Annotated in this window: 16 protein-coding genes; 15 read left to right on the top strand and 1 reads right to left on the bottom strand. The window is 71.6% G+C overall.

Translation table 11 applies throughout. The annotated features are described in order from the left end of the window. Positions 1 to 99 precede the first annotated feature (99 nt). The 13 genes from EDF55_RS07035 to mfd all read left to right on the top strand — a co-directional run bounded on the left by EDF55_RS07035 (position 100) and on the right by mfd (position 16,848). A complete protein-coding gene (locus tag EDF55_RS07035; RefSeq protein ID WP_123654219.1) occupies positions 100 to 936 on the top strand; it encodes a sugar phosphate isomerase/epimerase in 837 nt (278 codons plus the stop codon). Next, the gene (locus EDF55_RS07030) at positions 933 to 2,138 is read left to right on the top strand and encodes a Gfo/Idh/MocA family protein (RefSeq protein ID WP_123654218.1); all 1,206 of its coding nucleotides are present in this window, start codon (positions 933 to 935) and stop codon (positions 2,136 to 2,138) included. The genes EDF55_RS07035 and EDF55_RS07030 overlap by 4 nt, the downstream gene beginning before the upstream one ends. Continuing rightward, the gene (locus EDF55_RS07025; protein WP_123654217.1) at positions 2,135 to 3,022 is read left to right on the top strand and encodes a sugar phosphate isomerase/epimerase; all 888 of its coding nucleotides are present in this window, start codon (positions 2,135 to 2,137) and stop codon (positions 3,020 to 3,022) included. The genes EDF55_RS07030 and EDF55_RS07025 overlap by 4 nt, the downstream gene beginning before the upstream one ends. Next, the gene (locus EDF55_RS07020; RefSeq protein WP_123654216.1) at positions 3,019 to 4,290 is read left to right on the top strand and encodes a mannitol dehydrogenase family protein; all 1,272 of its coding nucleotides are present in this window, start codon (positions 3,019 to 3,021) and stop codon (positions 4,288 to 4,290) included. Before EDF55_RS07025 ends, EDF55_RS07020 begins: the two co-directional genes overlap by 4 nt. Beyond that, on the top strand, positions 4,287 to 5,654 hold the full coding sequence (gene manD, locus EDF55_RS07015) for a D-mannonate dehydratase ManD (RefSeq protein ID WP_243698307.1): 1,368 nt from the start codon (positions 4,287 to 4,289) through the stop codon (positions 5,652 to 5,654). The genes EDF55_RS07020 and manD overlap by 4 nt, the downstream gene beginning before the upstream one ends. Before the next feature lie 41 nt (positions 5,655 to 5,695). Next, positions 5,696 to 6,607 carry a hypothetical protein gene (locus EDF55_RS07010; protein ID WP_123654215.1) on the top strand — a complete coding sequence of 304 codons (912 nt, stop codon included), beginning with the start codon at positions 5,696 to 5,698 and terminating at the stop codon, positions 6,605 to 6,607. Positions 6,608 to 6,683: 76 nt separating this feature from the next. Beyond that, positions 6,684 to 7,913 carry a sensor histidine kinase gene (locus EDF55_RS07005; RefSeq protein ID WP_123654214.1) on the top strand — a complete coding sequence of 410 codons (1,230 nt, stop codon included), beginning with the start codon at positions 6,684 to 6,686 and terminating at the stop codon, positions 7,911 to 7,913. Further along, positions 7,910 to 8,560 carry a response regulator transcription factor gene (locus tag EDF55_RS07000; protein WP_123654213.1) on the top strand — a complete coding sequence of 217 codons (651 nt, stop codon included), beginning with the start codon at positions 7,910 to 7,912 and terminating at the stop codon, positions 8,558 to 8,560. The genes EDF55_RS07005 and EDF55_RS07000 overlap by 4 nt, the downstream gene beginning before the upstream one ends. An 8-nt stretch (positions 8,561 to 8,568) precedes the next feature. Beyond that, positions 8,569 to 9,534, top strand: coding sequence for a hypothetical protein (locus tag EDF55_RS06995; RefSeq protein WP_123654212.1), 966 nt, complete (start codon positions 8,569 to 8,571; stop codon positions 9,532 to 9,534). 585 nt (positions 9,535 to 10,119) lie between these two features. Next, a complete protein-coding gene (locus tag EDF55_RS06990; RefSeq protein ID WP_123654211.1) occupies positions 10,120 to 11,520 on the top strand; it encodes an RbtT/DalT/CsbX family MFS transporter in 1,401 nt (466 codons plus the stop codon). Positions 11,521 to 11,932: 412 nt separating this feature from the next. Continuing rightward, positions 11,933 to 12,562, top strand: coding sequence for a 50S ribosomal protein L25/general stress protein Ctc (locus EDF55_RS06985; protein WP_123654210.1), 630 nt, complete (start codon positions 11,933 to 11,935; stop codon positions 12,560 to 12,562). Positions 12,563 to 12,592: 30 nt separating this feature from the next. Beyond that, complete coding sequence (gene pth / locus EDF55_RS06980; protein ID WP_123654209.1) at positions 12,593 to 13,177, top strand: aminoacyl-tRNA hydrolase; 585 nt, start codon at positions 12,593 to 12,595, stop codon at positions 13,175 to 13,177. 77 nt (positions 13,178 to 13,254) lie between these two features. Beyond that, entirely contained in the window at positions 13,255 to 16,848 is a 3,594-nt protein-coding gene (gene mfd, locus EDF55_RS06975; protein WP_123654208.1) for a transcription-repair coupling factor, read from the top strand. Positions 16,849 to 17,143: 295 nt separating this feature from the next. Here the strand turns inward: mfd and nhaA are convergent, their stop codons facing one another. After that, positions 17,144 to 18,322 carry a Na+/H+ antiporter NhaA gene (gene nhaA, locus EDF55_RS06970; protein ID WP_185017205.1) on the bottom strand — a complete coding sequence of 393 codons (1,179 nt, stop codon included), beginning with the start codon at positions 18,320 to 18,322 and terminating at the stop codon, positions 17,144 to 17,146. A gap of 83 nt (positions 18,323 to 18,405) precedes the next feature. Here nhaA and EDF55_RS06965 point away from each other — a divergent pair, with 83 nt between their 5' ends. After that, entirely contained in the window at positions 18,406 to 19,089 is a 684-nt protein-coding gene (locus EDF55_RS06965; protein ID WP_123654207.1) for a MazG family protein, read from the top strand. Between the two features lie 292 nt (positions 19,090 to 19,381). Beyond that, positions 19,382 to 20,626 (top strand): histidine--tRNA ligase, encoded by a 1,245-nt coding sequence (gene hisS / locus EDF55_RS06960; protein WP_123654206.1) that lies wholly within the window; start codon positions 19,382 to 19,384, stop codon positions 20,624 to 20,626. Positions 20,627 to 20,665 lie beyond the last annotated feature (39 nt).

Genomic DNA, 20,665 nt, shown 5'->3' with positions numbered 1-20,665 from the left:
CAGCCGGCTCCGTCGAGTAGCGAGTTGTCCACAGATCGGACGGGAGGCCCGGCGCGCGTCCGCCGCGTCGGCCACCCTGGTCCTCATGAAGGGAACGAAATGACCCAGCTCAGTTGGGAGCTCACCGGCTTCGGTGACGAGATCGACGCCGACCCCGCGATCCAGGTCGCGGTCCTGCAGGCGCTCGGCGCCAGTGCGATCGAGGTCCGGAGCGCCTGGGGGGTGAACGTCGTCGACCTCGACGACGACCAGCTCGCCGGGCTGCACCGCCTGTTCGAAGAACGCGGCCAGACCGTGTCCGCGATCGCATCGCCGATCGGCAAGGTCTCCGTCGACGAACCCGTCGAGCACGAGCTCCAGCGACTCGGCCGTGCGATCGCCGCGGCCCACGCGCTCGGCACGAAGTACATCCGGATCTTCTCCTTCTACTACGAGGGCCGCCAGCCGGAGGACGTCCGTGACGCCGTCCTCACGCGGATGCGCGCACTCGCCGAGCTGGCGTCGCGCGAAGGCGTGGTCCTGCTGCACGAGAACGAGAAGGACATCTACGGCGACGTCCCCTCGCGCGTGCTCGACATCGTCGAGAGCGTCGGTTCCCCGGCACTCCGGCTCGCCTGGGACAACGCGAACTACGTCCAGTGCGGCGTCCAGCCGTACACCGACGGCTGGGCGCAGCTCGCCCCGTACGTCCAGTACCTCCAGGTGAAGGACGCCCTCGCCGCCGACTCGTCCGTGGTCCCGGCCGGGGAAGGCGACGGGGAACTCCTCGAGACCCTCACCGCCCTGCGCGACGCCGGGTACTCCGGGTACGCGTCCCTCGAACCGCACCTCAGCGACTTCACCTCCCTCGGCGGGTTCTCCGGCCCCGCGGCGTTCGGCCGCGCGGGACGAGCCCTCCGCACCCTCACCGACCAGATCGGAGTGACCCTGCGATGACCGCAGACACCACAGCACCCCTCAAGCTCGCCGTCGTCGGCGCCGGCGTCATCGGTCGCCACCACGCCCGCGTCGCGCTCGCGAACGACGGCCTCGACGTCGTCGCCCTCGTCGACGCCATCCCCGAAGCCGCCACCAGCGCCGCCGACGAGATCGAGGCATCGGGTGCACCCCGCCCGCTCACCACGTCGACGATCGAAGCAGCCATCGCGCAGACCGACATCGACGTCGTCGCGATCTGCTCCCCGTCCGGCATGCACGTCGCACTCGCCGAAGCGGCGCTCGCCGCGGGCAAGCACGTCGTCATCGAGAAGCCGCTCGACACCACGATGCCCCGGGCCCGTCAGATCGCCGCGCTCGCCGCGTCCGCTCGTGACCGCGGCCTCGTCGTCAGCGTGATCAGCCAGCACCGGTTCGACCCGGCCTCGGTCGCCGTGGCGCAGGCCGCGCACGGCGGGGGCTTCGGACGGGTGACCTCCGGCCTCGCGAGCGTCGCCTGGTACCGCTCGCAGGGCTACTACGACTCCGGCGACTGGCGGGGTACCTGGGACCTCGACGGCGGCGGCGCGGTGATGAACCAGGGCGTGCACACCGTCGACCTCCTCGTGTGGACCCTCGGTCGCCCGGTGGAGATCTCCGCCCAGATCGGGCTCCTCGCGCACGACCGGATCGAGGTCGAGGACACGGCGGTCGCCACGGTCCGCTTCGAGAACGGCGCGCTCGGCGTCATCCACTGCACCACCGCCGCGTACCCGGGTCTCTCCGCGCGCTACGCGATCTACGGCACGCACGGGTCCGCCATCGTCGACGACGACCGGCTGGCCTACTTCCACGTCGCGCCGGACGCCGCCACCCTCGAGTCCGCATCGACGACCGCGAACGCCACGGCGGTCGCGGACGCCGTCGACCAGAAGGCCGACATCGTCCCCCCGGAGCACGTCGTCGGCGGCCCGCAGGAGTCAGAGCACTTCCTCGCCGGCCACGGGCGCCAGTACAGCGACATCGTGGACGCGATCCGCAACGGGCGGGAACCCGGCGTGACCGTCGACGCCGCGCTGGTCTCGCTGGCCACGGTCCGCGGGCTGTACGTCAGCGCGACGCTCGGCCAGCCCGTCCGCATCGACGACGTGATCGAGGGCAAGTACGACGACGTCGTCCCCGTCGTCCCGGCAGCAACCGCAGCAGAAGGAGCGAACCGATGAAGTTCTCCGTGTTCACCGCATCCACCCCGGACTGGACCCCGGAAGCGGCCGCGACGACCCTGGCCGAACAGGGCTGGGACGGCATCGAGTGGCGCATCGTCGACGACCGCCCGGCCGAGGGCACCACGGTGCCGGCCGAGCAGTCCTTCTGGGCGGGCAACAACGCCACGTGGCAGTTCACCGGCATCCAGGACCGCGTCGGCGACATCGCCCGCATCACGGACGCCGCGGGGCTCGAGTACTCCGGCATCGGTGGCTACCAGCAGGCGGCGAACCACGACGGCGTCGAGACGATGCTCCGCGTCACCAGCGAGCTCGGCGCCCGCCAGGTCCGTGTCAGCATGCCGATGTACCGGCAGGAGAAGGAGCGCACCGGCGAGACCTACGCCCAGGTCTTCGACCGGACCCGCGCCGACCTCGAGTGGGCGGTGTCCCGCGCGACCGAACTCGGTGTGAAGGCGCTGGTCGAGCTGCACCACATGACGATCACCCCGTCGGCCTCGGCTGCCCTGCGGCTCGTCGACGGCCTCGACCCGGAGCACGTCGGCGTCATCCACGACCTCGGCAACCTCGTCATCGAGGGGCAGGAAGACCACCTCGCCGCGTTCGAGCTCCTCGGCCCGTACCTGGCCCACGTCCACGTGAAGAACGCCCGCTGGGTCGACACCGGCGACACCCGGGCCGACGGCAGCGCCATCTGGCAGAACCAGTGGGCACCGCTCCGTGCCGGTCAGGCATCCGTGTCGGACTACTTCGCGGCGCTCGGCACCCACGGGTACGACGGCTGGGTCACGGTGGAGGACTTCTCCACCGACCTGCCGCTCGCGGCCCGCACCGCGGACAACCTGGCGTACCTCAAGTCGCTTGTCCCGGTGTCGGCATGACCGAGCGCCGTCGCGGCATCGTGCACCTCGGGGTGGGTGCGTTCGCGCGCGCCCACCTCGCCTGGTACACCCAGCACGCGTCCGGAGCGCCGTGGGGGATCACCGCGTTCACCGGTCGCTCGCCGGACGCGGCCGATGCCCTGACGGCGCAGGACTGCCGGTACACCCTGGTCACCCGGGCGGCGGACGGTGACTCCGCCGAGGTGATCGACACGATCGTCGCCGCCCACCCGGGCAGCGACTCCGACGCTTGGACGAACGCGCTCGCGTCCCCGGAGACCGCGATCGTCACACTGACGGTCACGGAGCAGGGCTACCGATCGGGGGCCGACGTCCCGGCTCGCCTGGTCGCCGGCCTCGACGCCCGACGCCGGGCCGGAGCGGGGCCGATCGCGCTGATGAGCCTCGACAACCTCACGCACAACGGTTCGGTGCTGCGCGACGCGGTCCTCGGTGCCGTGACCGACGAAGCGCTCCGCGCCTGGATCGACGCGAACGTGTCGTTCCCGAGCTCGATGGTGGACCGGATCACCCCGGCGACCACGGCCGCGGACGTCGCCGGGCTCGACGCGCTGCCCGGGGCGCTCGACGGGGACCGCGTCCCCGTCGTCACCGAGCCCTTCGCGGAGTGGGTGATCGAGGACGCGTTCCCCGGGGTCGAGCGCCCCGCGTGGGAGACCGCCGGCGCGCGCGTCGTCGACGACGTCACCCCGTACGAGCAGCGGAAGCTCTGGCTCCTGAACGGCTCGCACTCCCTGCTCGCCTACCTCGGCCTGCAGCTCGGGCACGAGACCGTCGCCGACGCCATGGCCGACCCGACCTGCCGGACGGCGGTCGAGCAGCTGTGGGACGAAGCCGCGCTCGAGCTGCCCCTCCCCGCCGAGGAGATCGCCGACGCCCGCGCGGCGCTCGTCGACCGGTTCGAGAACCCGCGCATCCGGCACACCCTCACCCAGATCGCCTCCGGCGGTTCCGAGAAGCTGCCCGTCCGGGTCGTGGACGTCCTGCGGCACCGCCTCGCCCGCGACCCGTCGGCCGGCATCGGCCCCGGTGCCGCGACCCTCGTCGCCGCGTGGTGGCTGCACGTGACCACGCAGCCGGAGCTCGTGAACGACCCGGGCGCTCCCGGTGCAGGCTCGGACGTGCACGACGTCCTCGCCGTGATCGCCCCTGACCTCGACACCACCCCCGTCGTCGCCGCGGTGACCGCCGCAGCCGACCGCATCCGCGCGGCCAGTGCCCGCGCATCCGAAGGAGTACCAGCATGACCGACGCCGACCAGGCCCCGACCGGCACCACGAACCCGGCGGCCCCCGTCCCCGGCGCGACGGACGACCGAGCCGCCGACGCGACATCGGGTCGTCCGGACACCTGGCCGTCCGCCGACCGCGGGCAGCTCATCGAGCAGGCCGAGGTGATCGTCACCAGCCCCGACCGCAACTTCGTCACGCTGAAGATCACCACCGCTGACGGCGTCACGGGCCTCGGCGACGCCACGCTGAACGGCCGTGAACTCGCGGCTGCCGCGTACCTGTCCGAGCACGTCGTCCCGCTGCTCATCGGCCGCGATGCCAGCCGCATCGAGGACGCCTGGCAGTTCCTCTACCGCTCGTCGTACTGGCGTCGCGGCCCGGTCACGATGGCCGCGATCGCCGCCGTGGACATGGCGCTCTGGGACATCAAGGCGAAGGTCGCAGGGATGCCGCTCTACCAGCTGCTCGGCGGCGCATCGCGCACCGGGCTGATGGCGTACGGGCACGCCTCCGGCAAGGAACTGCCCGAGCTGTTCGACTCGATCCGCGCGCACCAGGAAGAGGGCTACCGCTCGATCCGCGTGCAGACGGGTGTCCCCGGGCTGGAGTCGATCTACGGCATCGCGTCGAACAAGACCACCGAGGGCAACACCGGCGTCCGGTACGACTTCGAGCCGGCGCAGCGTGGTGCCTTCCCGGCGATGGAGGACTGGGACACCCGCGCGTACCTCCGGCACGTGCCCACCGTGTTCGAAGCCGTCCGCAACGAGTTCGGCCCCGAGCTGCCCCTGCTGCACGACGGCCACCACCGGATGACCCCGCTGCAGGCCGCGAAGCTCGGCAAGTCGCTCGAGCCGTACGACCTGTTCTGGCTCGAGGACTGCACCCCGGCGGAGAACCAGGAAGCCCTGAAGCTCGTCCGGCAGCACACCACGACGCCGCTCGCGATCGGTGAGGTCTTCAACACGATCTGGGACTTCAAGGACATCATCCGCGACCAGCTCATCGACTACGTCCGCGGTGCCGTCACCCACATGGGCGGCGTGACCCCGCTGAAGAAGACGATGGACTACGCCGCGATGTACCAGATCAAGTCCGGGTTCCACGGGCCGACCGACATCTCGCCGGTCGGGCTCGCGGCGCAGATGCACCTCGGTATGGCGATCCACAACTTCGGCATCCAGGAGTACATGCAGCACGGGGACCGCACGAACCAGGTCTTCCAGCAGACCTTCACGTTCACCGACGGCTACCTGCACCCGGGCGACCAGCCGGGTCTCGGTGTCTCGCTCGACGTGGACGAAGCGGGCAAGTACCCCTACGAGCAGGCGTACCTGCCGTTCAACCGCCTGGCCGACGGCACCGTCCACGACTGGTGAGCGGGCGCGACCGGTGAGCGGGCGCGGGTAGCCTCCGGGGCGTGGACATCGACACGCTCGCGGAGGCAGCCCGCGACCTCCTCCGGAGCGCGCCGGCGGACTTCGTCGCCGAACGCACCGCACGGCAGCGGGCCGCCCGGAAGGACGACCGGGACCTCGCGGCAGCGATCGGGAAGCTCCGGAAGCCCGCGCCGGCCGCCTGGGTGATCGACCTCCTGGCAGCGGACGGTTCGCTTGACGAGGCGGTCGACCTGGGTCCCGCGATCCGCGAGGCCCAGGCGAACGCCGACCCGAAGGAGATCGCGGCCCTCCGGCGCCAGCGGTCGAGCGTCGTCGGCGCCCTCGCGCAGGCCGGCGCGGACCTCGCTTCCGAAGCGGGACACGAGGTCACCGCGGCGGTGGTCGACCAGGTCCGCGCCACGATCGAGGCCGCGATGGCCGATCCGCACGCGGGGGCGGCGGTCCGCTCGGGACTCCTGGTCCAGCCGCTCGAGAGCGCGGGGTTCGACGACGTCGACCTGGACGGCGCGCTCGCGGTGCCGGACGCGGTCCCCGATGCCTGGTCCGGCAGCGATGCCCCACCCATCCCCATCTCGGAGGGGAGACGGAAGCACAAGCCGGCCCGAGCCTCCCGGCCGGAGTCCCGAGACGAGCCGCAGCCGACCCCGGAACCCGAACCGAAGCGCGACCCCGCTGCCGACCGCCGCGCCGCCCGCCAGGCCGAGACCGCCGCGCGGGCGGAGTCCCGCGATGCCGACGCGGCACTCGACGCGGCCGAGACCGACCTCGAGGCCGCCGAGGAGCGCCGAGCCGAACTCCAGCGCGACCTCGAGCGCGCGACCGCCGAGATCGAGCGCCTCGAACACGCTCGGGACGACGCCGAGGCCGCGAGCGACAGCGCGCGGGAACTCCTCGCCGCCGCGCAACGGCACCGCCGCGACCTCGGCCGCTGACCGTCCCTCATCACCTCGGATGAAAAGCGCCACCGCCGCTCGCTGACCGCCCGAGCGTCCCCATACGCTCGGCGTCATGACCTCCACCCTCCGCCGGTTCCGGCACCTCCTGGCACCCGCTGCCGGCGCCGTGTACCTCGTGCTCTGGATCGTCGCCGAGGCCGGCCGCTCCGGGCTCGCGGACCACGTCGTCGTGGTGTCCGCCCTCGCGGTGGCGATCGGTCTGGCGAACTGGATGCCCTCGACCGCCCTCGGGCTCGTCGTCGTGGTGCCGCTCCTGCAGGCGTTCCGGTTGCTGCACCGGCCGACCGACACGACCTGGCCGGAGTACCTGGCCATCGCGATCGTCGTCGGCATCGTGGGTGCCGGACGGTCGGACCTCCTGCGATGGCTCGCGGTGCCCGTCCTCGCGGTCGCCAGTGTCGCCGCCGCGTGGGCGATGGTCGTCCCCACGGTCGCGGACCCCGACGTGTGGGGACTCTGGGTCGGCTCGTCGACCGGGACCCGGACGAACCTGGCGTTCATCGCGCTGGCGATCGCCGGGGCGAGCGGCATCGGGTGGGCGATCGGCGTCGCGATCGGCGCGACGTGGCGGATCGGGCTCGCTCGGGTGCGCGTCGTCGAGGCCGAGCGGGAGACCGAGGTGACGACCGGTGAACTCCACGCGGAGCAGGAGCGGGCGCGGATCGCCCGGGACGTGCACGACTCGCTGGCGCACTCGCTCGCGGTCGTCGTGTCGCAGGCCCAGGGGGCCGCGGCGATCGCTGTGCGGGACGAGCACGCGGCGCGGGCGCTGCAGGACATCGCCGATGTGAGCCGCTCGGCACTCGGGGACGTCCGCGCACTCGTGGAACGGATCCAGGGCGCGGGCGACGACGCACGGCATGGTCTCGAGGACGTGCCGCCCCTGGTCGAGGACATGCGCGAGCTCGGGATGACCGCGTCGTTCGAGCAGCACGGCGCACCGTCCGCCGTGGCTCCGGCGGTCGGCTCCGCCGTGCACCGCATCGTCCAGGAGAGCCTGACGAACGTCCTCAAGCACCAGGGCCGGACCGCCACCGCCCGTGTGGTCCTCGACTGGCGCGGTCCGGGCCTCGGCGTCGTGGTGACGTCGACCGGGGGCGCACCGCTCGTCGAACTCGACGGCGCGGGTTCCGGGATCGCCGGGATGCAGGAGCGGGCACGGCTCGCGGGCGGGTGGCTGCGCGCCGGAACCGGTGACGCGGAGCACGAGTGGGTGGTGACGGCGTGGCTGCCGACCGTCGATGCCCCCGCCGTGGCGCCGATGCTCGAGGTCGCACGGTGATCCGCGTCGCCGTCGTCGACGACCAGCGGCTCTTCGCCTCCGGCATGCGGATGCTCGTCGACGCCCAGGACGACATGACCTGCGTCGGGACCGCGGCCGACGGCGCCGAAGCCCTCGAACTCTGTGCCGCCGAGCACCCCGACGTGCTCCTGCTCGACCTGCGGATGCCCGTGATGAACGGCATCGAGACCCTCGCTCGCCTGGCTGCCGCGGACGACGACCGGCCCCGCGTCGTCGCCCTGACGACGATCCGCCGCGACGACGCGGTCCTCGCCGCCCTCCGCGCCGGAGCCGCCGCGTTCCTGACGAAGGACGCGCTCCCCGAGGTCGTGACGGCCACCATCCGGGACGTCCACGAGGGCAGACCGGCGCCGACCGAGTCCGAGGCCCTCGAACTCCTCCGCGCGCAGGGCACCCCTGTCGAGCCGGACCGCCGGGACGAGGTCCTCGACGCCCTCACGGCCCGCGAGCGCGAGGTGTTCCTGCTCGTCGCGAAGGGCCTCAGCAACGCCGAGATCGCCGCGAGCGTGTTCCTCAGCGAGGCCACCGTGAAGACCCACGTCCGCGCCGTGCTGATGAAGCTCGGCCTCCGGAACCGGATCCAGGTCGTCATCACCGCACACGAACGCGGCCTCGTCCGCGCCTAGGGGGAACCATGCAGATCACCAGTCGCGCCGCGAAGACCGGCACGCTCGCCCTGGTCGTCATCGGCCTCGCCGCCGGCGTCGTGCACGGCCTGCCCGAGCCCGCCGACGTCGCCGTCTCGCCGACGACCGAACGGGATCCGGGAGCCTGGACGATGCCCCTCGACGGCTACGTCCAGCCGGGGGGCCGGAAGGACACCTACGCACTGAACCTGGTCATCCAGCCGTGTCTCCGCGCGGCCGGCATCGACTTCCCGGTGCCGTGGGCGACGATCGCCGGGCTCGACGCGGTCTCCGACCAGGACGAGACACCGGAGCGGGGCAACACGTCACCCGCCCTCGCCTGGAGCCAACCGCTCGACGCCGAGACAGCTCGGACACGCGGCTACCACGGCCCGTCGACGGTCGGCGCGAACGAGGACGGCATGACGGCGTGGGGTGAGGACCCGAAGCGGAACGCGGCGTTCGCCGATGCCTCCGAGCAGGAGACCACCCGGTGCTTCCGGCAGGGGTACCGCACGCTCGGCACCGACGACGCGAGCGGCGCCGTGCAGAGCGCATCGATCGTCGCGAAGCGCTTGACGTACCTCGCCGCGACCGCTGCCCGCGAGGACGACACCGTCGTCGCAGCAGCCGCGAAGTGGCACGCGTGCATGGCGCCGGCCGGGCTCGCGGACCTCCCGGCGTCGCCGAACGGGATGCCCTCGCGGTCGATCCGGATGGACTACGGAACGAACATCTCCTCGACGCCCGTGCAGGACCCGGAGATCGCCATCGCGAAGCGGGACGTCGCCTGCCAGGAGTCCTCCGGCTACCGGAGTGCGTTGTACGACGCGGAGTGGAACCGCCTCCGGCACGTCACGGCGAGCGACGCGTCCGTGCTCCGGAAGGCGGAGGCGGACCAGCTCGCCGTCGATCGCCGACTCGACGCGACGATCCGGCGCCTCGCGCCGGCCGCACCGGCCGACGTCGACTGACGGTCGCCGCGACGCGCCGCGCTCCGGGTGCCGGGCGTCGGGCGCCGCGCGTCGGGTGCGGGGAGCTGCCATGGGGGGAGCGCCCCGCGCTCAGCGTGCGTCACCACCCGACGGGAGGCTCGGTGCCGGCCCGCACCGAGCCTCCCGTCCGGCACCCACGCGCGTTCCCACCCATCACGCGCGCACTGGGAACACGAATCGCGCGTAGGAGGTCGAAAGAACCGACCTCCTACGCGCGATTCGACCCCCTACGCGCGATTCGACCCCCTACGCGCGATTCGACCCCCTACGCGCGATTCGACCCCCTACGCGTGGAACGGCCACCCCGCACACCCCGCACCACACATCGTTACCCAACAGTTGTCGTCTTTGACGAAACCCGTTGGAGCGGTCTAATCTCGGACACCATGCTTCGGGCCGGCGATGGTCCGCCGGGGCCGAGCCCCGGGTACAGGACTCGCATCATCGCCGACCTCCCGCTGCCCGCAGCCACTGCGCGGGCAGCGCGGAACGGCGCGCGGCGCACCCCGGAGACATGCCGCGATGCCGGGTCGAGCACTCCGGGGCACACCAGAGAGACGACGCATGTCGGACGTCAACCGCAACCGCGCTGCCACACTCACGCCGCCCAACGGGGTCACCGCCCCACCCAACGACACACCGTCACCGGACGAGGCGCCATCCGCAGGTCCCGGCGACGCCGTCGCTTCCCGGGAGGGCCTCCTCGCCCGCCTCGGCATCCCGCACCCGCTCCGCTGGGGCTTCCTCGGGGTCCTCGTCTTCATGACCGGCGACGGCATCGAGTCGAACTTCATCGCCCCGCACATCGCGGGTGCCCTCGGGGCCGGCGGCACCGACAGCGCCGCGATGGTCATCGGGATCTACGGCGTCGCCGTCCTGGTCGCCTCGTACTTCGCGGGCGTGCTCTCCGAACTCTGGGGACCGCGCCGGGTGATGACCATCGGCGCGGCGCTCTGGGTCGTGTTCCAGATCACGTTCCTCGCGGCGCTGCCGACCGGGTCCGTCGGACTCATCGCGCTGACGTACTTCCTCCGCGGTCTCGGCTTCCCGCTGTTCGCGTTCTCGTTCCTCTGCTGGGTGAACCACACCGTCGCCCGCGAGCGGAACGCCACCGCCGTCGGCTGGTTCTACGTGGTGTTCACGGGAGGCCTGCCGACGCTCGGCTCCCTCATCGCGATCGGCAGCATCCCCGCGTTCGGCGGCGGGGCGACGGGGGAGACCTGGTCGATGGCGCTCTCCCTGCTGTTCGTCGTCGCGGGGTGGGCGTTCGTCCGCTTCGGCGTGCACGAGCGCACCGGCCTCGGGCGCATCGCCCCGCGCGAGCACTCCGCCGCCCGGGTGATCGCGAGCGGCATCGAGGTCTGCATCACGCGCCCCAAGGTCCTGCTGGCCGTCGTGATCCGCCTCGTGAACACGGCGCCGGAGTTCGGCATGTTCGTGATCATGCCGGCCATCATCGGCACCGAGCTCGGCTGGGGGCAGTCGAAGTGGCTCACCATGACCGTCATCGTCTACGCGGGCAACATCGTCTTCAACGCGTTCTTCGGCGCACTCGGCGACCGCATCGGCTGGATCCGCACCGTGAAGTGGTTCGGCATCGCCGCCTCGGCCGTCGGTCTGCTGGCCTGGTGGTACGTCCCGCACCTCGTCCCGGCCGGTTCGGAGTGGGGCTTCTGGCTCGCGACCGCCGCAGGCACCGTCTTCGGCATCATGCTCGCCGGCTTCACGCCGATGGGCGCGATCGTCCCGGCCTTCGCGGGCGAGGAGCGTCGCGGCGCGGCGATGGCGATGTACGCGACCGCGGCCGGCGGGGCCACCTTCCTCGGCAACGCCGTCGTCAGCGCGGTCCTGCCGTGGGGCGGACCCGGCGGCGTGGTCTGGACGTTCGTCGTCCTCTACGCACTCGCGTTCACGGTCCTGTGCTTCCTCAAGGTGCCACGCGAGGCGGAGGCGTCCGGGCACTAGGCCGGACCGAAGGGCGGACGGGAGGCTCGGTGCCAGCTGGCACCGAGCCTCCCGTCCGCCGTGGATGCGGGTTTTCACCCAACGCGCGCGCGATCGAAAGTCGAAACGCGCGTAGGCGGTCGAAAGAACCGACCTCCTACGCGCGATTCGACCCCCTACGCGCGTTTCGACCCCCTACGCGCGATTCGACTTCCCACGCGCCGTTCCGGGCCGTGTGCGACACGCCCGGACGGGTCCTGCTAGACTTGCGGACGACTTCGGCGAGGGTCGCGTACGCGCGGCCGTGATCGACGCGGTGGGAGACCCGGCTGACCTCTGGGAACGTTCCTCACGCGTGCACGCGTTCGAGTTGCAACACCACAGACCCCACGATGCCGGCATCCCGGTGTCGTTCCCCACACCAGGAGGCACCATGGCCGACTACACCAAGCTCGCAGCGGAAGTCCGCACCAAGTTCGGCAAGGGCGCTGCGCGCAAGATCCGTGCCAGCGACAAGATCCCCGCGGTCGTCTACGGCCACGGCACCGAGCCGGTGCACATCTCGCTGCCGGGTCACGAGACCATGCTGCTCGTCCGTACCGCGAACGCGGTCGTGGACCTCGACATCGACGGCACCGCGCAGCTCGCCCTCGTCAAGGACGTCCAGCGTGACCCGGTGCGCCAGATCATCGAGCACATCGACCTCGTCGTCCTCCGCCGTGGCGAGAAGGTCACCGTCGACGTCCCCGTCGTCATCGAGGGCGAGTCCTTCTCCGGCACCATCCACGTGCAGGACCTCAACACGATCTCGCTGCTCGTCCTCGCGACGGACATCCCCGAGCACGTCGTCGTCGACGTCGAGGGCCTCGAGGACGGCACGCAGATCCACGCATCGCAGCTCACCCTCCCCGAGGGTGCCGAGCTCGAGACCGACGCCGAGGCGCTGGTCGTCGCGATCGTCACCCCGCGCGGCACCGCTGACGACGACGCCGCGGACGAGGCATCGGCTGAGGCCGGCGCCGAGTCCGGTGCCGAGGGCGGCTCCGAGCCGGTCTCCGAGTAACACCCCGTTCGGGACGTCTGGTCGACGCTGGTGACTGATCGTTTGCACGTCGTGGTCGGGCTCGGGAACCCCGGGCCCGACTACGCGGGCAACCGTCACAACGTCGGCCAGATGGTCCTCGACGAACTCGCTGCGCGCATGGGCGCGAGCTTCAAGAAGCACAAGACCCCGAACCAGCTCGCCGAGGGGCGCCTGGTGCCGGGTGGCCCCCGCCTGGTGCTCGCCAAGCCGGGGTCGTTCATGAACACCTCCGGCGGCCCGGTGTCGTCGGTGCTCGGGTTCTACGGTGCCACCGCTGCCGACCTGATCGTCGTGCACGACGAGCTCGACCTGCCGTTCGACACCGTGCGCCTCAAGGGCAACGGCGGACACGGCGGGCACAACGGGCTCCGCGACATCATCAAGGCCACGGGCACGAACGAGTTCGCCCGGGTGCGCGTCGGCATCGGCCGCCCGCCCGGTCGTCAGGACCCGGCCGACTACGTCCTCCGCGACTTCTCCCCGACGGAGAAGAAGTCGCTGCCGATCCTGATCGGCGACGCCGCGGACGCGGTCGAGGCGATCGTGGACCTCGGGCTCGTCGCCGCGCAGCAGCGCGTGCACGCGCCGTCCTGACCTCTGGCGCCCGGCGCTCCGTTCGCCCGTCGCGCACCGGGCGGTCCTTGTCGGACGTCGCCGGTACCATGTCCTGAGTGACGATCTCGGGCATCATCCCTGCGCTCTCGCGCGCCTCCGCGTTCGATCGCGTCCTCCGCGCCGCACCCCGTGACGCCGACTTCTCGGTGGTCGACGGCCTGCGTGTGCCACTGCTCGCCGCGCTGATGGCCGAGCGGAAGGGCCCGCAGTGCGTCCTCGTGATCACGGCCACGGGTCGTGAAGCCGAGGCGGTCCGTGGTGCCGTGTCGAGCTACCTCCCCGAGGCGCAGGTCCTCGAGTTCCCCGCGTGGGAGACCCTGCCGCACGAGCGCCTGTCGCCGAGCGCGCAGACCGTCGGCACGCGCATCGCGACGCTCCGGGCGCTCCAGGCCTGGGACGACGCCCCCGCCGCCGACCGGCCGACCACGGTCGTCGTCGCCAGCGTCCGCGCAGCGCTGCAGCCCATCGCCGGCAACCTCACCGCGCTCGCACCCGTCGTGCTGCGCACCGGGTCGCGGGGCAACGACCTCGGGGCGATCGCCGCGCAGCTGGTCGACCTCGCCTACGCCCGCGTCGACCTGGTCACTCGTCGTGGCGAGTTCGCCGTCCGCGGTGGCATCCTCGACGTCTTCCCGCCGACCGCCGACCACCCGGTCCGCATCGACTTCTTCGGCGACGAGATCGACGGTATCAAGGCGTTCTCCGTCGCGGACCAGCGCTCGACAGAGGACGACCTCGGCTCCGTCGAGCTGACCGCCTCGCGCGAACTCCTGCTCAGTGACGACGTGCGCCAGCGTGCGCGGGAGATGCTGCACGAGTTCCCGAACCTGTCGCAGATGCTCGCGAAGGTCGCCGAGGGCATCCCGGTGGAGGGCATGGAGTCCCTGGCACCGGCCCTGGTCGAGGAACTCGTCCCCATGACGAACTACCTGCCCGCGGACGCCACCATCGCGGTGTTCTCGCCGGAGCGGGTGAGCGGCCGTGCGCACAGCCTCGCCGAGACGAACCAGGAGTTCCTGCAGGCCGCGTGGAGCGCCGCGGTCGCCGGGGCCCAGGCGCCGATCGACCTCGACGCCGGCAACTTCCTCACCGTCCCGCAGCTCCGCGCCACGCGGGGCGACCGCACCTGGTGGACGGTCTCGCCGTTCGACTCGGGCCTCGACGAACCGCTGAGCGACGCCGACGCCGCGGCCGAGGCGGGGGAGTACGTCCGCGTCCGCGCCGACGCCGTCCCCAGCTTCGCCGGCAGCGCCGACGGGGCCATCGCGCACGTCAAGGCGCTCACCGACGACGGCTGGGCCGTCGTGGTCACCGCACAGGGGCAGGGCCTCGTCGAGCGCGCCGTGCAGGTGCTCGCCGACGCCGGGGTCGCGGCCCGCGCCGAAGCGGTCACCGCGCCGCCGCAGCCCGGCATCGCGATCGTCACGACCGCAGTGGTCGAGCACGGGTTCTCCATCCCGGACCCCCGCATCGCCGTCCTGTCCGAGGCCGAGTTCTACGGCCGCACCGCGCAGCAGGGCGCCCGCACCGTCAAGAAGCTGGCGAGCCGGCGCAAGAACGTCGTCGACCCGCTGCAGCTCAAGCCGGGCGACGTCGTCGTGCACGCCACGCACGGCATCGGCAAGTTCGTGGAGCTGGTCTCGCGCGAGGTCTCGTCGGGCGGCCGCAACGCCGTCAAGACGCAGCGCGAGTACCTCGTGCTCGAGTACGCGCCGTCCAAGCGCGGCTACCCGGGCGACAAGCTCTTCGTGCCGACCGACCAGCTCGACCAGCTCTCCCGCTACGTCGGCGGCGAGTCCCCGAGCCTGTCGAAGATGGGCGGATCGGACTGGTCCGCGGCGAAGAGCAAGGCGCGCAAGGCCGTCCGCGACATCGCCGTCGACCTCGTGAAGCTCTACTCCGCGCGCATGGCGTCGAAGGGGCACGCGTTCGGCCCGGACACCCCGTGGCAGCGCGAACTCGAAGAGGCCTTCCCGTTCGCCGAGACCGCCGACCAGCTCACCACCATCGACGAGATCAAGCGCGACATGGAGCGCCCGATCCCGATGGACCGCCTGCTCTCCGGTGACGTCGGGTACGGCAAGACCGAGGTCGCGATCCGTGCCGCGTTCAAGGCCGTACAGGACGGCAAGCAGGTCGCGATGCTCGTCCCGACCACGCTGCTGGTCCGCCAGCACATGGAGACCTTCCAGGAGCGCTTCGCCGGGTTCCCGGTGCACCTCCGCGCGCTCAGCCGGTTCCAGACCGAGAAGGAGTCGAAGGAGACGCTCGCGGGCCTCGCCGACGGCACCGTCGACATCGTCATCGGCACGCACCGGATCCTCTCGCAGGGCGTGCAGTTCAAGGACGTCGGCCTGGTCATCATCGACGAGGAGCAGCGCTTCGGCGTCGAGCACAAGGACCAGCTCAAGAAGCTCAAGACCAACGTGGACGTCCTGGCGATGTCCGCGACGCCGATCCCGCGTTCGCTCGAGATGGCGGTGACGGGCATCCGTGAGATGTCGACCCTCGCCACCCCGCCGGAAGACCGCCACCCCATCCTGACCTTCGTCGGCCCGCAGTCCGACCTGCAGGTGGCCGCGGCGATCCGGCGCGAGATGCTCCGCGAGGGCCAGGTCTTCTACGTGCACAACCGTGTGAAGGACATCCAGTCGGTCGCGGCGCACCTCGCCGAGATCGTCCCGGACGCCCGCATCGCCGTCGCGCACGGGCAGATGTCCGAGCAGACCCTCGAGCAGGTGATGGTCGACTTCTGGGAGCGCCGCTTCGACGTGCTCGTCTCGACGACCATCATCGAGACGGGCCTCGACATCGCGAACGCGAACACGCTCATCATCGACCGCGCCGACAAGTACGGGCTGTCGCAGCTGCACCAGCTCCGTGGTCGTGTCGGTCGTGGACGTGAGCGCGGGTACGCGTACTTCCTCTACGACGCCGACAAGCCCCTCTCCGAGACCGCGCAGGACCGCCTCGAGACCATCGCGGCGAACAACGAGCTCGGCGCGGGCATGCAGGTAGCGATGAAGGACCTCGAGATCCGCGGTGCGGGCAACCTGCTCGGCGGTGAGCAGTCCGGCCACATCGCGGGCGTCGGCTTCGACCTGTACCTCCGCATGATCGGCGAAGCCGTGTCCCAGTTCCGCGGGGACGTCGCCGAGGGGCAGACCGAGCTCCGGCTCGAGATCCCCGTCGACGCGCACATCCCCGAGGACTACGTCGAGTCCGAGCGGCTCCGGCTCGAGGCGTACCAGAAGCTCTCCGCCGCCTCCGCCCCGACGGCGCAGCACGACGCGATCGACATGGTGCTCGACGAGCTCACCGACCGGTACGGGCAGCCGCCGCAGGCTGTCCAGACCCTGGTCGAGGTCTCCCGGCTCCGGCGGATGGCGCAGCAGGTCGGGCTCTCCGACGTGGTCGTCATGGGGTCGAACCTGCGGGTCGCGGGCAAGGAGCTCGCCGACTCGTCCCAGGTCCGGCTGAAGCGGATGTACCCCGGCGCGAAGTGGTTCCCGCAGCAGAACGCGTCGAGCATCCCGATGCCGCGTCCGCACGGCGAGGCCCTGCCCGACGACGGCCTGATCGAGTGGGTCGAGAGCATCCTCACCGCGGTCTACGGCGCGGCCGCCCCGGCGGAGGCGCCGGCCGCGTAGCACGCTGCGCCACCCCGGACGGGAGGCCCGGTGCCAGCTGGCACCGGGCCTCCCGTCCGGTGCTGCTCGCGCTCACTGCGCTCGCGTCTGCGCACGCTCACCGCGCGCGCGTTTGCGCGCGCTCGCAACCAGCGACAAGACCGTTGTCGTACGACAGCGACCCTGTCGTACCGACTCCGCCGAGATCGTTGCGTCCGCAAGCAACGACGAGACCGTTGTCGTACGACAGCGAGGGAGTCGTTCCGAGTCCGCGGGCGCCGGGCGGAGCGGGTCGTGGCGGACGCACCCCGCGGCGCTACTCGGTGGACTCGGCCTCGGAGAGCTCGCGGCGCGCGCGGTACTGGCGCGCCCGGATGCTGACGACGATCGCCGAGGCGACCATCGCGATGCCCGAGCCCACCAGGACCGCGAGCACGCCCTCGTCGACGATCTCCTCGTTCGACGCGAACGCGAGCTCGTTCATCAGCAGCGAGACGGTGAAGCCGATGCCGCCGAGCACCCCGACGGTGACGATCGACATGAACGACAGCGAGGGACGCCCCGGACCGCGGAAGATCCGCGTGGCGACTGACCCGAACAGCGTGATGCCGATCACCTTGCCGACGGGCAGCGCCAGGACGACGGCCCAGAAGGTGGGGGAGAGCTCGCTGATGCCGACGGCGGGGATCATCACCGCGGCCGACGCGAACGCGAACACCGGCAGGACGATCGCGTTCGACCAGGGCTCCACGCGCTCGTGCAGGGTGTGCCCGGGGCGCCGGGGCAGCACGAGCCCGAGCGCGACCCCGGCGATCGTCGCGTGCACGCCCGAGTGGTAGACGAGCCACCAGGTCAGGACGCCGAGCACGACCATCGCCGCGATCATCCACGCCTGTCCCGGTCGACCGGGACGGAGCATGCGTCCGAGCAGCCAGAACAGGACCAGGACGACGGCGGCACCGCCGAGGGCGAGGAAGTTCGTGTCGTGCGCGAACACCACGGCGATGATGACGATCGCGATGAGGTCGTCGAGCACCGCCAACGCCAGCAGGAACACCCGGAGCGTCGACGGCAGCCCGCGCCCGAACATCGCGAGGACCCCGAGCGCGAACGCGATGTCGGTCGCCGTGGGGATCGGCCAGCCGTGCGTGTACTGCGTGCCGGCGGTCACCGCGAGGTAGATGCCGGCGGGGACCAGCACACCGCCGACGGCCGCGATCGCGGGGACGATCGCGGTCTTCGCGTTCGACAGCTCGCCCACGACGAGTTCGTGCTTCAGCTCGATCGCGACGAGCAGGAAGAACACCGCGAGGAGTCCGTCGCTGATCCAGTGCGCCACCGAGAGGTCGAGGCCCACCGCACCCCAGGGTGCGCGCAGGTGCAGCAGGTGTTCGAGGCCCGGGCCGGCGGGGGTGTTCGCCAGGACGAGGCCGAACACGGCCGCGGTGAGCAGGGCGACGGCGCTGAAGCGGGGGGAGCGGACGACTGCCAGCATGGGACTCCGTACGAGGGTCGGGAAACGGTCCGTCGACCAGACTTCCCGACACGCCACTCGCAACGATACCGGATACTGGCCCGATGACCGCCGTCTCCGACCTCATCGCCGTCGTCGACCGCCTGCTGGACCCGGACGGCGGATGCGTCTGGAACCGCGAGCAGACGCACCGCACCCTCGCGCGGTACGCGGTCGAGGAGGCGTACGAACTCGTCGACGCCATCGAGGACGAGGACGTCGGCGAACTCCGTGAGGAGCTCGGCGACGTGCTGTACCAGGTGGTCTTGCACGCGGGCATCGCCGCACGTGCCGGGGAGTTCGACCTCGAGGACGTGGCGGCGTCCGTGCGGGACAAGATGGTCCGCCGCCACCCGCACGTCTTCGGCGACGAGCGGGCCGACACCGTCGAGGACGTGGTCCGGGTCTGGCGTGCCGCGAAGGCGGCCGAGAAGTCGTCGCGGACGAGTGCGTTCGACGGGGTGCCGCGCGCGATGCCGCCGCTGGAGCGGGCGGTGAAACTGCTGGAACGCCTGGAAGAACGTGGGTCCGCCGACGCGGTGGTCGCGTCCGTCGTGGAGCTGGCCGGGGCCGGCGCCACGCCCGTCGGTGCGTCCGGCGGTCCGGTCGCCACGTCCGACGTCGCGTGGGGCGTGTCGATGCTCGCGTCGGTCGCGGCCGCTGAGCGCGACGGGATCGATGCGATCGAGAGCCTCCGCGCGGCGGTGCGGCTGCTGGAGACCGAGGGGCGCGCAGCAGCCGAGGCCTGACCAGAGTCGGACAGCGACGAGCCGAGGCCCGACCGTCGACGAGCAAGACGAGAGTGCGGGCGTCCTCCCAACCCGAAAAAAGGAGGACGCCCGCGAGCGGGCAGACGACGCCACCAGGGATAGTGGCGCCGGCAGGGAAGCCCGCTCGAACCGCGGGGCACACTGCAGCACGTTGCCCACGCGATCGGTTCGGAAGCGGATCAGGCGCTTCATGAACCGAGGTTCTGGATCCAGTATGTCAGTAGGTCGGATGGTCCGCAAGCTCGCGTCCCGATCTGACAGGATTGACCCCATGGCGACGACCGTGACGGCACCCCGTGGCATGCGTGACTTCCTCCCCGCGGACAAGGCGCGTCGCGAGCACGTCCTCGGCGTGATCCGTGGCGTGTACGCGCGGCACGGCTTCGACGAGATCGAGACCCCCGTCGTCGAGGACGCCGCGCGGCTGCACTCCGGGCTCGGCGGGGACAACGAGAAGCTCGCGTTCGGCGTGATGCGGCGCGGCCTCACCGTCGAGGACCTCCGGAGCGCCGAGGCCCCGCTCGACCTCGCCGACCTCGGGCTCCGCTTCGACCTCACGGTGCCGCTCGCCCGGTTCTACGCCTCGCACCGCGCGGAGCTGCCGACCGTGTTCCGCTCCGTGCAGATCGCCCCGGTCTGGCGTGCCGAGCGTCCGCAGAAGGGGCGCTACCGGCAGTTCGTGCAGTGCGACATCGACATCCTCGGTGAGCCGGGACAGCTCGCGGAGATCGAGCTCATCCGCGCCACGACGGCCGCACTCGACGCGCTCGGGATCACCGGGACGTCGATCCGCATCAACGACCGGCGCATCCTCATCGCGCTCCTCGCCTCGTGGGGCGTCACCGACCCGACCGCGGCGGACCGGGCGCTCATCACGATCGACAAGCTCGACAAGATCGGCCCGAACGGCGTCGCCCGCGAACTCGTCGACACCGTCGGCGTCGACGTCCCCGACCTCGAGCAGACGATCCGTGCACTCGAGGACGCCGACTGGGCGAGCGTGACCGGCGCGCCTTGGCTCGACGCGGACGCGTTCGCCGACCTCCTCCGACTGCGCGAGGCGCTGCCGGGCGTCGACCTCCGCTTCGACCCGACGCTCGTGCGCGGCATGGGGTACTACACGGGGACGATCTTCGAGGTGGCGCACCCGGACTTCGGCTACAGCCTGGGCGGTGGTGGCCGGTACGACGGCATGATCGGTCGCTTCCTCGGCCAGGACGTCCCGGCGGTCGGCTTCTCGCTCGGCTTCGAGCGGCTCGTGGACCTCGTGACCCTGCCGGAAGCGGCGACCTCCGATGCCGTGGTGCTCGTGTACGACAAGGACGTCGACCCGGTGCGGCTCGCGGCGCTCAAGGGCGAGGCGCTCGAGCAGCACCAGCGTGTCCGCCTCGAACGACGGACCAAGAACACGAAGAACCTGCTCGCGGGGCTGGCGGCGCAGGGCTTCGGCTCCTTCGCCACCGTGAACGCCGACACCACCTCGCTCGCGGGTGTGGAGTTCCGCCCGCTCGCCTGAGTTCTCCACAGTCCGTCCGACGCGGCGCGAAACCGTTCA

The sequence above is a fragment of the Curtobacterium sp. ZW137 genome (genome assembly GCF_003762905.1).
Lineage (GTDB): Bacteria > Actinomycetota > Actinomycetes > Actinomycetales > Microbacteriaceae > Curtobacterium.
This window is presented reverse-complemented; position numbering and strand designations above follow the sequence as displayed.

Excerpts from the sequence above, each read along its gene's own strand:
- EDF55_RS06965 (WP_123654207.1), top strand. The coding sequence starts at position 18,406 with ATGACCGCCGTCTCCGACCTCATCGCCGTCGTCGACCGCCTGCTGGAC.
- nhaA (WP_185017205.1), bottom strand. The coding sequence starts at position 18,322 with ATGCTGGCAGTCGTCCGCTCCCCCCGCTTCAGCGCCGTCGCCCTGCTC.
- EDF55_RS07035 (WP_123654219.1), top strand. The coding sequence starts at position 100 with ATGACCCAGCTCAGTTGGGAGCTCACCGGCTTCGGTGACGAGATCGAC.
- EDF55_RS07025 (WP_123654217.1), top strand. The coding sequence starts at position 2,135 with ATGAAGTTCTCCGTGTTCACCGCATCCACCCCGGACTGGACCCCGGAA.
- EDF55_RS07005 (WP_123654214.1), top strand. The coding sequence starts at position 6,684 with ATGACCTCCACCCTCCGCCGGTTCCGGCACCTCCTGGCACCCGCTGCC.
- EDF55_RS07020 (WP_123654216.1), top strand. The coding sequence starts at position 3,019 with ATGACCGAGCGCCGTCGCGGCATCGTGCACCTCGGGGTGGGTGCGTTC.
- hisS (WP_123654206.1), top strand. The coding sequence starts at position 19,382 with ATGGCGACGACCGTGACGGCACCCCGTGGCATGCGTGACTTCCTCCCC.
- EDF55_RS06990 (WP_123654211.1), top strand. The coding sequence starts at position 10,120 with ATGTCGGACGTCAACCGCAACCGCGCTGCCACACTCACGCCGCCCAAC.
- manD (WP_243698307.1), top strand. The coding sequence starts at position 4,287 with ATGACCGACGCCGACCAGGCCCCGACCGGCACCACGAACCCGGCGGCC.
- EDF55_RS07030 (WP_123654218.1), top strand. The coding sequence starts at position 933 with ATGACCGCAGACACCACAGCACCCCTCAAGCTCGCCGTCGTCGGCGCC.
- EDF55_RS06995 (WP_123654212.1), top strand. The coding sequence starts at position 8,569 with ATGCAGATCACCAGTCGCGCCGCGAAGACCGGCACGCTCGCCCTGGTC.
- EDF55_RS06985 (WP_123654210.1), top strand. The coding sequence starts at position 11,933 with ATGGCCGACTACACCAAGCTCGCAGCGGAAGTCCGCACCAAGTTCGGC.